The following is a 12,748-nucleotide window of genomic DNA, read 5'->3' on the forward strand; positions in this document are numbered from 1 at the left end:
ACATGTTGCCATATCATTTGCATCTTTTATGCAATTACCAAGACAAAAGCTAATCAGTCTTTGATATACACGTTGAAACAATACGAATAAAAAGAGTAATTTTACTGAAAATTAGGAAGATTATTTTTTAATAAAAAACCCTATTTAGCATATAACTATCAAATCTCATCCTGGTAAGAGCTAGAGATATGAGATTAGTCAGTACTTAGTAAGTGGTAAATAATTGATTAATTACTGATATTGGCTAAGAAGTTTGAATAATAAAGTAAAGTATTATTTTATATTGTTATTTTTAATAGAAGTTTCAAAAAGAAAGCTTAATGGGAAGTACTAGAATAAAAGTTCAAAATCAAGCAAAAAATAACAATTAATCATATTTCTAATATTTAGAATATTGTATCATTTTCATCAAAAGTTAAAAATATATGTCATATCGCATTACATAATTATTAAGCAATATTAATATATTGCTTTTCATTAACTTATTTATTACAATACACAACTTATATTTAAATCGAGATATTTATAATGAATAAGTTAACAGAGCAAAATTTACTAAAAAAATCAAGATTTTTAAAATATTCTTTGCTCGCCTCTATTTCAGTAGGAGCGGTAATGGCAATGCCTGTTGAAGGAATTGCTATGGGCATAGATAAAAAGGCATTTTGTACCGAATTAAATACGAAATTATTGCTCAAATTTTCACAATCAAGCGTGAATAAAGATACAATCAGTACAACACAGGAAACTAACAATAACTTATCTAACAATGTGCAAAGCAATAAAAGTGACATGACAGAAGAGGTAGCTAATGTGACTACCGAATCGTTGTGCAAAGTTAGCAAGATGCAAGCACCAGAATTCAAAGCCAGCGAAAATAAGTTTCTTAATACCTTGGATTTTCAAACACTCTCACAAGAGTTAGACCGCAATTCTTATACAACAAAGCCAATACCTCAAAAACCAGAAATTATGCTAACAACATCTTCGACTACTACTAGCATGGGTTCAAATAGTTTTGTGAATATTTCTAGTGCTTCATCATTAAAACCTGTGACTCCGCAACAGTCTGCTCCAGATTTTAAACCAAATTATAGTTTAGGATCTAATACCCCAATAAATATAAAGGAACTATCATTTAGTAGTGAGCAGCAACAGATAGCACAGCATAGTAACTCAACGATTCCTCTGATGCCTACAACATCTCTAGTATTGCCTGTAAAAAAAAGCAGTGTTGAAATTGCGCCAGAAATGGTAAATAATATATCACGAGTTGATGATACGGTAAGCATCAAATCATCTGAAGTCACAGAGGATATTAAAGGTACGAAAGGTAAAAAAAATAAAAAAATATTAGCAAATCAATTCAATAAGAGCATAGGCAGTTGGAGCAAAAAGACAGGGAAAAATAAGTATGAATTGAATAAAGATAGTTCAAAAATAGAAAAATTTAGAAAGGACTTGACCACTAAAAACAAGGATACAGATAGGTTATCTGCAGAAATAGATATTTCAGAAACAAAAGTTAGTGCGTTTCAAGCACAGCAAGCAAGAATTGATGAAGCTCATCGAGATTTATTAAACCCAAATCAACAAAAAGCACCAGGCAAAAGACTCGAAGAGAATAAAACAAAAGGAAAAGTTATAAAAGCGGCAGTGGATGGAGTTCAAAAAATCTTTAATAATGCAAAAAAGAAAATAAGTAGAACAAAGCTAAAAAAACTGCAAGACCAAGTAGGTAATCATGTTATAATTGGCACTTCTACTATTCCTAATCCTTTGCTAATATCGAAGCCAACAATGCAATTCAGTAATAAGCTTAATGGGACTTTGTTGGAAGATGAAGATGGATACTTAGTACCATGTGAAGCTCAACCACAAATTTATACAGTAATTTTGCCAGGTCAAGAAATAGAGAACCATAAAAGTATGGATTCAGATTTATTGAGCTTATCAACCAAAACTTTAGGTAAAGAAATAGATGAAGTTCATCCTAACATAGGATTATCAAGCGAGAAAGAGATCGAAGCTAAACTAGTAGAAGATGAAACTACATATAGTCAAGATGTTCAAAATGCAATAAACATTTTAAATACTACTAATGACAAAAATACAGCTAGGTTGTTTGGTCAACATAATAATAAATTAACACTAGATCTGCATGATAATGATAGAAAGAAATATTATGAGACACATAAACAGTTGTCTAATTCCATTAGATCACCAAAGTCAGATTTGACTACAAATTCATCTTTAGCTAGTAGTTTAAACATATTTGGTAGTAATGAAGATTTATCATGGGATAATGCAGGAGATATAGGAGTAGGTTACAGATATGGAGATGAGTATAGTTGTCCAACTCCTGATGATAAGTCAAGTTCTAAGCTAATTGATATTAGCGATAAAAACACCACGAAGGTTAAAGGGCTGGAAGAAGGAATAACTATGTATGATTCTATCGATTTAGTAGCAGACTCATTAAAATCAAATGCTGTTTCTTTTAAAGAAAGAAATGAAGCGCTTAAGCAGTTGAGTACAGCGATTTCTGAAACAGTTATTAGTTTAAGTGAATCTAACGTACAGGAGGATGCTGAAGATATTTTAGATGGGTCAATATTACAAGCAATGTTAAATTCAAATAATGATAAATCTATAGAGTCTTTATCATTAGGAAGTAAAGAACAAGAAGAAACAGAAGCTGGTATTCGAAAAGCAGGAGATAAGCAGTTACTTCCTGTACCTGTATTATTAAGCGATTGTAAAGAAAATGAATATTTATCATTAGATAATTATAATAAAGGTGAAAAAAATTATGATTCAGATTTTAAAGAGGAAGAAGAAACAATAGAGCAATTATCAAATTCTGATTGGTATAAAATGACTAAGGCTGATACAGCTATTCTGCTTGAACAGGAAGCAAAACAAGAAATGCAAACACAAATTTCAGAAAATGCACCTACTTTAAATCAAGCAAAAGTTATTAATACTATTGTCAATAATATGATTCGTAACAGATTGGATACATTTATAAATATGGTAGTAGTAGGAGCCGGTGATGAAGAAGAGTCTAATATAAAAAGAGGTTTATGGATGCGTGCTATGTACGGTACTAATAATCACGGACGTGTAAACAATATGACGGGTTATAGAGGTATTAATAAAGGCGCTACTGTTGGGTTCGATGCTAAAATCAATAATAATATTATAGGTATAGCTTATAGTAATGTTCATTCAGTATTTAAATTTAAAAATAGTAAAAATAATGATAAAGAACTTATTGGTAGTAAAGTTATTTCTATTTATGGACAAAAAGAATTACAACAGAATTTTACACTACAAGTTTTAGTATCTGCTTCTAAAAACTTTATTAAAGATAAGATAAATTATTCATATGGTGATACTAAAATTAGGAGTAATGTAAAACATCATAATCATAGTTATAATGCGGAAGCATTACTAAATTATAATTATCTTGTTAAAAACAGTATTATTGTTACTCCAAATATTGGCTTAAGGTATGGGAAGTCACGAGATGGTATATATAATGAAACTGGTATTAACGTACAAAAAATAGCTCTTACGATGAAAGAGAATAATATATTGTCCGGAATTTTAGGTACTAAAGTCCAAGTATCTTTAAGAGATGTTCTTAAATTTAATAATTTAGGTCTCACATTTCAAGCAGCAGTAGAACATAATTTTGAAGAGAAAACACAAAGGATAAATAGAGTTGTTAAAATATTTGATAATATATTCAAACAGGATTATCTAATACCGAAGCAACCGAAAACATCCTATAATTTAGGAACTGGTATTATATTCGGTATTAATAATACTAATATTTCTGTGGATTATAATTATTATCTAAATAAACATTATAGAAGTCATCAAGGTAGTGTTAAGATTAAGGTAAACCTATAATTTTATACTTGCAATATTTACCAGGATATTGTATAAAACTTCTAACTTATAGTCAGAAGTCAGTCATAGCCACGGTATGACTAGATATATCTGCATACTTAAAGTGAAGGCCCCTTCGTCTAGCGGTTAGGACACCACCCTTTCACGGTGGCAACACGGGTTCAAGTCCCGTAGGGGTCACCATTCTATCATTTTCTTATAAACTCATTATCTTAAATGATCTAACTTAAAATAGTAATTAAAGCAATAACTTTTAATTGATAATTCTTAAAGAAGTTTAGTTCAATTAAATTTATAATAAGATCTTATGAAGTATATTTAATTTATGAAAACAAAGATATTTTTTAAAAAGTCTGGTTAGTGATTATCGAATCTAGTATGCGTGCTTTTATTCATCTAGATTCTAAATTATTTAATATTGCTGCAGTTAGAGACATAAATTTGAGTAGCAATGTAAGTTTGTACAAAAAAGATGAAACTATAAGTATTATCATAATAACTTTTGTGTACAGTTTTTATTTGGTTTACACGCTTATAGATTCTAAAGAAATGATGTAAATTTTTAGAAACTTGGTAAGAAAGAGCATTGAAATAGCTATATATACGCAATAGCATATGTAAACAACAGGATAAAACTATATTTATAGTAAAAAATTGGAAAATTTTTCTCTAGTAAGTAGACGATTCCTCTAATGCAATAGATAGAACTTAAGAATAATTGAGCATTTTTTTAAGCAAAACTAATTTTATTCATTATCTTTTATCCTTTGAGGACTCTTAAGATTTTGGTAATGCACTTAATGTTGGTATCTCATATTATCTAGATTCAATTTTTCATTTATAAAATTCTATTATATCCAGTTTTATTTCAGTAGTATTTTAAGCATACCAAAAAAGAACCTTTTTGTTAGCACATATCAATTAGTTTGTAATTTATAAATTATCTTAATTTAATGTGATTAAAGTGATTATTTATTGTGCTTACTTATAACCATACAGTATTTGCAGTGTACAAAAGACTATTGATACTTAATATGTACTATTTGCGACATATCAAGTTTTTATAAAACACTTTAAAGAAAATTGCTTTATTGAGTTTGCTGAACAAACTTGTTTAAAAATGCTCTATCTCTTCTTCATAAGTTAATTTTCATCTCTAGGTGTATAATTCAACAATGCATATATAGTAATAATTAATAACTGCTTTAACAATATTTCATATACTAATTTGGTTGTCTTATACAATAATAATCTTATTGTTAAATGCAATTTCTTCGTTACCTAAGCATGTTATTTTAAAGCTAAAACTTATTAAATCAGCATTTGCATAATCTAAGGGTAAATTTACACATAATACTTATAGAACTTTTAATACAAGTAGTAGATAATATATGTTCTTTAATGCTAACTCAATGCTTATAAATAATAACTTCCACTTTGTATTACTTTCGTGCTTGCACATTTAGGTAGCCGTCTCTTTGCACAACGATTCTGAACTCACGTTATTATGCTTGCAGTAGTACTGATATTCTTGTACATTTGTTGTACAACGAATATTATCCTTGATTGGATTCATTTTAATATTTTTTGGTAACTAAAGATGTATATGCAAGTGCTACAGCATCGGCTTCATCAGAATTAGTAATTAAGTCAGTACCGGGTATTAAATGTTTGATCATATATAAAATTTGCTCTTTTTTTGCATGACCATAGCCAGTTACAGTTTTTTTCACTGTATTTGGTTTAAACTCCTGCATATTCAAATTATACCTACCGATTAGTGACATTATAGCTCCTCTAGCATAACCGAGCTTTAATGATGTAACGCTGTTAGTATTAATAAATGTTTCTTCTATTGCTGCAATATTTGGTTGATATTTCAATATTACTTTTTCTAACGTGCTATTGATAAAAGCAAGTCTATTATGTATTTCATCTTTACTATGGGTTTTAATAGTACCGCTAGCTAAATATTTCAATTTTGTGTATTCTTTAGCTACCAACGCCCATCCAAGATTTCCAAGTGCCGGATCAATTCCAAGTACTATCATGATTATATATACTGTGTTATTCCGTGTCTTATACTGTATAAGACACAAGTTTATAATGTTATATCTTCATATACTGATAAAATTCTTGCTTGTTCTCCCACAATGCATGCACTTTAACAAACAAGAATAAATGCACAGGAACACAAAACAACTGTTCCATTTGTATACGGGATTTTACCCCTATATCTTTGATTTTAGTGCCATTTTTACCGAGTATTATAGCTTTATAGCTCTCTCTTGAGATTACTATAACTTGATTAATCTTGATAGACTTATCTTTAAGCTCTTCAAACTTTTCAGTTTGCACGGTTAGTTTATATGGAAGTTCTTGCTGCAAATTTAAAAATAACTGCTCTCTTGTAATTTCTGCTGCGATAAAACGCATAGGTAAATTCGTTATATCGTCATCTGCATAAAGCCAAGGGGAAACTTTTGCCTTACTTTTTATATATTTCAGTAATACATCAACATTTTTACCGCATAAAGCAGATATAGGAAATAGTAAACTTTTAGGATGAGAGATTTTTAAAAAAGCTTTAATGTCATTTAGATATTTTGATTCAATGTCTATTTTATTTAATAAAAATATAGGAACAATATTAAGCAAGCAAAATTGATTTAAAATATTATGTGCCATATCATCAAGTGGTTTTAAGCTATCAATAATTGATAGAACTAAATCAGCACTATATAAACTAGACCATGCACATCTTACCATAGCTTTTTCTAACATTCCTTTCGGTTCAAATATACCAGGTGTATCATATAAAATTATCTGCGTATCTTTTAAAGTGATAATACCTGTAATAATAGACCTAGTAGTTTGGACTTTTGGAGTAACGATTGAAAGTTTCTCGCCGATTATTCTATTTAATAAAGTTGACTTACCACTATTTGGTCGTCCTATTATACAAACTGAAATTGTTTTTTGAATTTGATTAATCATTTTTTAGTCTATGTAATAAGCAGCGTGCTGCTTTTTTTTCAGCTTCTTTTATAGAATATCCTGTACATATTTGCTCATAATCTTTGACTTTTACTAGGACTGTAAAAATTGATGAATGTGCAGCTCCTTCTCTTTTTATAAGACGATATATAGGTAAGTGATTGCTACTAGCCTGAGCCCATTCTTGTAAAGCAGTTTTAGGGTCATAATCCGTTAAGTTCTGAACTTTCATGAATTCTGCCCATAATTTCTCTATAATATTATGAGTTATTTCAATATTACTATCAAGATATATAGCTGCAATCAAAGCTTCTGTAACATTTTCTATATTATTAGGATTATCACGACCTCCTGCCACCTCTTCGCCATGAGTCATAATTATATAATCTTTTAAAGCTAACTTTGTCCCAACAATACATATAGTTTCTTTACAAACTAAATATGATCTAATTTTAGCTAAATTCCCCTCTTTATAATTTTCAAAATTCTTAAATAAAATTTCCGTAATTAATAAATTTAATACGGCATCACCTAAAAATTCTAATCGTTCATAATCTTTATCATACTTGTATTCGTGATACTGTCTTAAAGATGGGTGACTCAACGCCTCTATTAAAAGCTCTTTATTTTTAAAACTATAGCCAAGTAGCGTTTCTAGCTTCTCAAATGATTCCATTATTCGTCCACATTATAAAGATTCTTGAATATTCGACTTAATCTAACAGATTCAATCCATGGCTTTAACTTGAGTATTAGATTAATAATTCCTATATCATTATCCCACCAGGTTATTTTTGTTGAGAACCAAATAAATTGTGCTTTACCAATAAAATTTTCAAATGGTACAAATCCAAGATTTACTCTACTATCATTTGACCGATCTCTATTATCACCTAAAAAGAAATATTGTCCTTCAGGCACATAAAACACACCAGTATTACTATATCTATCATTAGATATAATACCAAAAATAGGTGCAAGCTTATAAGAAAAATATGTTCTGCCATTTGGTAATGTTTCTTTAAATTTTAAATATTTTATTCCATCTTCACCTATATAAGTCCCAACCTCTGTCCTTTCTATTTTTTTGTCATTAATATATATTACATCATCAATCAATTGAATTTTATCGCCTGGTAGCCCTATTAAACGTTTTATATATCTAACACTCATATCGTTAGGTGGGCGGAAAACTACAATATCACCACGCTCTGGTTCACGTGCAAATACTCGCCCTTTAAAAAGAGGAATAAAATCAAAAAAAGATAAAGAGTAATTACTATAACCGTAGCTATATTTCGTAGAAAATATATAATCATTCTCAAGGATAGTTGCTTTCATGGAACCGGTTGGAACTGTAAATGGTTCCATAATAAGTATTCTAATAACTAAAGCGATACATATTACAAAAGTAAAAGAAGCAAACTCCTGTTTAACTGTTTTATTAGTTTTTGTATTATCTCTGTTCATAAAATTTTTTAAATTATTTAGTATATTGTAAGTACTCGATTATATTCCTAGCTAAAATCTGCATCGAATAATCCGTAATGTTATATGGCCACTTTATCCCTTAGGATACAATATATTATGCAAATTGCAATTACCAAGTTATATAGGGAGTATTAGTTTCTAAATGGAATACTCTATAGTACTAGACCTTAAGCTATGCCAAAATTCTTGATCCTCTCCTCAATTTCATCTCTAAAATGTCGTATCAACCCTTGGATTGGCCAAGCTGCAGCATCACCCAAGGCACAAATAGTATGCCCCTCTATTTCTTTTGTAACATTCAACAAAGTTTCTATTTCGGTTTTTTTTGCATTACCATTAACTAAGCGCATCATAACTCGCCACATCCAACCAGTACCCTCTCGGCAAGGGGTACATTGCCCACATGATTCATGCATATAAAATTTACTCAGGCGTGCTATTGCATAAATAATGTCAGTAGATCTATCCATAACAATAATACCACCTGTACCAAGTCCAGAACCTACTGTTCTTAAACTATCAAAATCCATCTCTACTTCACATAATGATTTAGGTAGCAAAGGCACAGAAGCACCACCTGGGATTATTGCTTTAAGATTATCCCATCCACCACGCACACCGCCAGCATATTTCTCAATCAATTCTTTTAATGGAATCCCCATTGCTTCTTCAATATTGCAAGGCTTATTAACATGACCAGATATGCAAAAAATCTTAGTACCAGTATTGTTAGGCTTACCGATTGCAGCAAACCAACTTGCCCCTCGTCTTAAAATTGTCGGCACTACTGCAATAGATTCAACATTATTTATAGTAGTTGGACAACCATATAAACCAAACCCAGCAGGAAAAGGTGGCTTAAGTCGTGGCATACCTTTTTTACCTTCTAAGCTCTCAAGTAACGCAGTTTCTTCCCCGCAAATATAAGCACCTGCACCACGATGTAAATAAATATTACAATCAAAACCTGAACCACAAGCATTTTTGCCTATTAACCCTTCTGTATAAGCTTCATCTAAGGCACGCTGCATATTAGAAGCTTCATTATAAAATTCACCTCTAATATAGATATAACAATTATTCGCTCCTATAGCAAAGCTTGCAATCAAACAACCTTCTATTAATTTGTGCGGTTCAAATCTTAATATATCACGATCTTTACAAGTACCAGGCTCAGATTCGTCTGCATTTACTACTAAATAACAAGGCTTCTCTGAATTTTTAGGCATAAATGACCATTTCATACCAGTAGAAAATCCAGCACCACCGCGTCCTCTAAGCCCTGATTTCTTAACCTCGTCAATAATGAAGTCTCTACCTTTATCAAGCAATGCCTTAGTATTATACCAATCTCCTCGCTTTTTGCTAGATTTTAAATCATAGCTTTGCTGTCCATACAAATTAATAAAAATTTTATCTTCTTCTTTTAGCATAAAAATTCTCGTTATGACTTTAAAAGCTCATGTTGAGCGAAGGTAAAGCAATACTTTGTTATACAGTAGATTGTTCCAAGGTATTGAGAAAATCAGTATTTTGAAAACTGGATCTAATGAACAAATTACGGTATGATAGTTGTGAAATTGCTTAGCTCATGACTATCCTTTACCTTTCTATTACTTTTTTATTAAACTTCCTATTAGCAAATATTGTAAGTATTGGAGCAGAGATAAAAATTGATGAATAAGTACCAGCTATTATTCCAAAAAATACAAGTACGCTAAAACTATGAATCGCTTTACCACCAAAAAGAATAAGAGCTAAATTTGCAAGTAGTGTAGTAATTACTGTCAAAATAGTTCTTGATAAAGTCTCATTAATACTTAAATTAATAATTTCTGTGATATTTTTTTTATGATATTTACGCAAATTTTCTCTAATCCTATCGTATATTACTACTGAATCATTAACGGAATAACCTATTATAGTTAATACTGCAGCAATAGTACTTAAGTTAAAATCAAGCTTAGTTATACTCATAAACCCAAGAGCTAGTATTACGTCATGAACTAAAGCAATAAGTATACCAAAACCGAAGTACCACTCAAAACGTACTCCAATATAAACCATAATCGCTAAGAAAGAGAATAGCATAGCCATAGCCCCTGCTTCTATTAGATGTCTACCAACCTGCGGACCAACAAAATCTACCTTACGATATTCAAAATTATATGGAAAATTATTTCGCAAAGATGTCTTAATTATGTCAATATTTTTCATGAGATTTTCTTCACTACTACTACCAAATCTAATCGATAAATCATGTTCACTCTCAAAATTTTGTAAGACCACCTCACCTATTCCAAGTGCACTTAAAACAGCTCGCATTTTTGGCAAATCAGGTGCTCTATCAAGTCTTACTTCAATAACTATACCTCCTACAAAATCAATACCGAAATTAAACTTATATATCCCGATCCAAATTAAGCTAATAAGTGATAAAATAATTGAGAAACTATAACTTACTTTTTTAAAATTCATAAAATCAAAATTGATTTTATTTGGTACAAACCTTAAAGGATAAATTTGCATTATTATAATTTATGTTGAATAAAAGTTATATTTGTATTATATAGTAAATTCAAAAAGGTTAAACGTTTTTTTATGTCAGCAGTAGTAGTAAAAGAACAATTAGAGCAATATATAAGTAAAATAGAAAGATTGGAAGAAGAAAAATCTGATTTAGCTCAAGAAGTAAAAGATATTTTCCAAGATGCTGCTTCGCATGGTTTTGATGTTAAAGCTATGAAAGCTATCTTAAAACTGAAGAAATTGGATAAAAATAAACTTGCAGAACAGGATGCTATGCTTGAACTTTATAGAGGTACCTTAGGGATTTGAGATACGTTATTATAAAGTGGAGTTATAAGCTACCTATTACATATTCTATAGAAGCCAGAACCTAAAATTTACCTAATTACTCACTAGTTTGATAACCTAGTTTCATATTTTATATCCTAATTATTAAGGTAAAATACAGTATATTTAAGACTTTACTGCCTTAGGTTTAGCACTAGTGATGTGTCTCTCTCTAATTCTAGCAGCCTTACCATTTCTATGCCTTAAATAATAAAGTTTAGCACGACGCACTACCCCGTATTTTACTACATCAATAGAGTGTACAATAGGCGAATAAGTCATAAAACGTCTTTCTACACCTTCACCATGACTGATTTTACGTACTAAGAAAGATGAGGTAATACCACGATTTCTTTTGGCAATTACTACACCTTCATAAGCTTGAAACCTTTCTGTTAATTTCTCTTTACCATCTTTCTCAATCGCTTTATCAATAATTTTAACAGTTACCTTCACTGTATCGCCTGCTTCAAAATCAGGAATTTTTTTATTTGCAGTAAGCTTTGAAATATTTTCTTGTTCAAAGTTATCAATAATATTCATTTTTAACTCCTTAACTCTATAAATCTTTAAGTAACTCGGGACGCCGTAATTTAGTAATCATACGTGATTGCTCTTTCCGCCAATTATTAATTAGTTTGCGGTTACCGGATAACAAAATACTCGGAACAGCTCGACCATGCCAAATTTTAGGTCTTGTATAGAGATCGCATTCAAGTCCGCCCTGAAATTCGCCATCTTTTTCAAAAGACTCAGAAGATAAGGTATTTTGGTTAATTAATACACCTGGTAGTAGTCTAATTAAGCAATCAAGAATGGTGAGTGTTGGTATTTCTCCACCAGATAAAATGTAGTCACCTACACTAATTTCTTTAACATTATACTCTGCAATTACACGTTCGTCAATCCCTTCATAACGTCCACATAAGAATATGATGTTTTTATTTTTTAACATCTCTTTAGCAAAGCTTTGTGTAAAAACACTACCACGAGGTGAAGGATAATAAATTTTGGTATTATGATTTAATGACAAAGCATATTCTATAACATTACCAAGTACATCAGGACGCATTATCAGACCGTCACCGCCACCGTAAGCTTTATCATCAACATTTTTATGCTTAGTTAAACCAAAATCCCGAATATTGATAATATCATATGACCAAATATTATTATGCAGTGCTTGACCTGCTAAAGAGTATCCAAGGGTGCCAGGGAACATTTCAGGAAAAACGGTTAAGATTGTAACGTGAAGGATAGACATATGCTTAAAATACTAGTCAGTACTAATTAATGCAATCAAATTATAATTAAATTATTGACTACACTTCATAAGTATATTTATTTTGCAGTAGCTGTTACTCTTAAATTTTTAACTTTTTGTAAACGCATTTCATTAATGTGGATTGCTTTGAAACTTTTGCAATCCTATTTTCTGATAACAATCCTTTATCTACTAATACTAACTGCTTTTACTTGCTGC

General features: G+C 30.4%; 10 protein-coding genes and 1 tRNA gene. 3 read left to right on the top strand and 8 right to left on the bottom strand.

Annotation, left to right across the window (positions count from 1 at the left end):
* Positions 1 to 528: 528 nt before the first annotated feature.
* Both RT_RS00075 and RT_RS00080 read left to right on the top strand, forming a co-directional pair.
* Complete coding sequence (locus tag RT_RS00075) at positions 529 to 3,921, top strand: autotransporter outer membrane beta-barrel domain-containing protein (RefSeq protein ID WP_011190491.1); 3,393 nt, start codon at positions 529 to 531, stop codon at positions 3,919 to 3,921.
* 108 nt (positions 3,922 to 4,029) lie between these two features.
* Positions 4,030 to 4,104: transfer RNA gene (locus tag RT_RS00080), tRNA-Glu, on the top strand.
* A 1,394-nt stretch (positions 4,105 to 5,498) separates the two neighbouring features.
* Here the strand turns inward: RT_RS00080 and ruvC are convergent.
* The 6 genes from ruvC to secF form a co-directional block, all read right to left on the bottom strand.
* Complete coding sequence (gene ruvC / locus RT_RS00085) at positions 5,499 to 5,972, bottom strand: crossover junction endodeoxyribonuclease RuvC (RefSeq protein WP_011190492.1); 474 nt, start codon at positions 5,970 to 5,972, stop codon at positions 5,499 to 5,501.
* Positions 5,973 to 6,030: 58 nt separating this feature from the next.
* Positions 6,031 to 6,918 (bottom strand): GTPase Era, encoded by an 888-nt coding sequence (gene era / locus RT_RS00090; protein ID WP_011190493.1) that lies wholly within the window; start codon positions 6,916 to 6,918, stop codon positions 6,031 to 6,033.
* Positions 6,911 to 7,594, bottom strand: coding sequence for a ribonuclease III (gene rnc / locus RT_RS00095; RefSeq protein WP_011190494.1), 684 nt, complete (start codon positions 7,592 to 7,594; stop codon positions 6,911 to 6,913). The genes era and rnc overlap by 8 nt, the downstream gene beginning before the upstream one ends.
* Positions 7,594 to 8,388, bottom strand: coding sequence for a signal peptidase I (lepB, locus tag RT_RS00100; protein WP_011190495.1), 795 nt, complete (start codon positions 8,386 to 8,388; stop codon positions 7,594 to 7,596). Before lepB ends, rnc begins: the two co-directional genes overlap by 1 nt.
* A gap of 188 nt (positions 8,389 to 8,576) precedes the next feature.
* Positions 8,577 to 9,842, bottom strand: coding sequence for an NADH-quinone oxidoreductase subunit NuoF (nuoF, locus tag RT_RS00105; RefSeq protein WP_011190496.1), 1,266 nt, complete (start codon positions 9,840 to 9,842; stop codon positions 8,577 to 8,579).
* Between the two features lie 169 nt (positions 9,843 to 10,011).
* The gene (gene secF, locus RT_RS00110) at positions 10,012 to 10,938 is read right to left on the bottom strand and encodes a protein translocase subunit SecF (RefSeq protein ID WP_011190497.1); all 927 of its coding nucleotides are present in this window, start codon (positions 10,936 to 10,938) and stop codon (positions 10,012 to 10,014) included.
* Positions 10,939 to 11,010: 72 nt separating this feature from the next.
* Between secF and RT_RS00115 the strand changes: the two genes are divergently transcribed.
* Positions 11,011 to 11,247, top strand: coding sequence for a GapR family DNA-binding domain-containing protein (locus RT_RS00115; protein ID WP_011190498.1), 237 nt, complete (start codon positions 11,011 to 11,013; stop codon positions 11,245 to 11,247).
* Between the two features lie 144 nt (positions 11,248 to 11,391).
* Here RT_RS00115 and rplS read toward each other — a convergent pair whose 3' ends face one another.
* Together rplS and trmD are read right to left on the bottom strand one after the other, a co-directional pair.
* Complete coding sequence (gene rplS / locus RT_RS00120; protein ID WP_011190499.1) at positions 11,392 to 11,808, bottom strand: 50S ribosomal protein L19; 417 nt, start codon at positions 11,806 to 11,808, stop codon at positions 11,392 to 11,394.
* Positions 11,809 to 11,824: 16 nt separating this feature from the next.
* Positions 11,825 to 12,529 carry a tRNA (guanosine(37)-N1)-methyltransferase TrmD gene (gene trmD / locus RT_RS00125; RefSeq protein ID WP_011190500.1) on the bottom strand — a complete coding sequence of 235 codons (705 nt, stop codon included), beginning with the start codon at positions 12,527 to 12,529 and terminating at the stop codon, positions 11,825 to 11,827.
* Positions 12,530 to 12,748: the final 219 nt, after the last annotated feature.

The sequence above is a fragment of the Rickettsia typhi str. Wilmington genome (assembly GCF_000008045.1).
Classification (GTDB): domain Bacteria; phylum Pseudomonadota; class Alphaproteobacteria; order Rickettsiales; family Rickettsiaceae; genus Rickettsia; species Rickettsia typhi.

What these genes read in the sequence shown, in the direction of transcription:
- era (WP_011190493.1), bottom strand. Translation starts at nt 6,918, where the DNA reads ATGATTAATCAAATTCAAAAAACAATTTCAGTTTGTATAATAGGACGA.
- RT_RS00075 (WP_011190491.1), top strand. Translation starts at nt 529, where the DNA reads ATGAATAAGTTAACAGAGCAAAATTTACTAAAAAAATCAAGATTTTTA.
- rplS (WP_011190499.1), bottom strand. Translation starts at nt 11,808, where the DNA reads ATGAATATTATTGATAACTTTGAACAAGAAAATATTTCAAAGCTTACT.
- lepB (WP_011190495.1), bottom strand. Translation starts at nt 8,388, where the DNA reads ATGAACAGAGATAATACAAAAACTAATAAAACAGTTAAACAGGAGTTT.
- rnc (WP_011190494.1), bottom strand. Translation starts at nt 7,594, where the DNA reads ATGGAATCATTTGAGAAGCTAGAAACGCTACTTGGCTATAGTTTTAAA.
- RT_RS00115 (WP_011190498.1), top strand. Translation starts at nt 11,011, where the DNA reads ATGTCAGCAGTAGTAGTAAAAGAACAATTAGAGCAATATATAAGTAAA.
- nuoF (WP_011190496.1), bottom strand. Translation starts at nt 9,842, where the DNA reads ATGCTAAAAGAAGAAGATAAAATTTTTATTAATTTGTATGGACAGCAA.
- ruvC (WP_011190492.1), bottom strand. Translation starts at nt 5,972, where the DNA reads ATGATAGTACTTGGAATTGATCCGGCACTTGGAAATCTTGGATGGGCG.
- secF (WP_011190497.1), bottom strand. Translation starts at nt 10,938, where the DNA reads ATGCAAATTTATCCTTTAAGGTTTGTACCAAATAAAATCAATTTTGAT.
- trmD (WP_011190500.1), bottom strand. Translation starts at nt 12,529, where the DNA reads ATGTCTATCCTTCACGTTACAATCTTAACCGTTTTTCCTGAAATGTTC.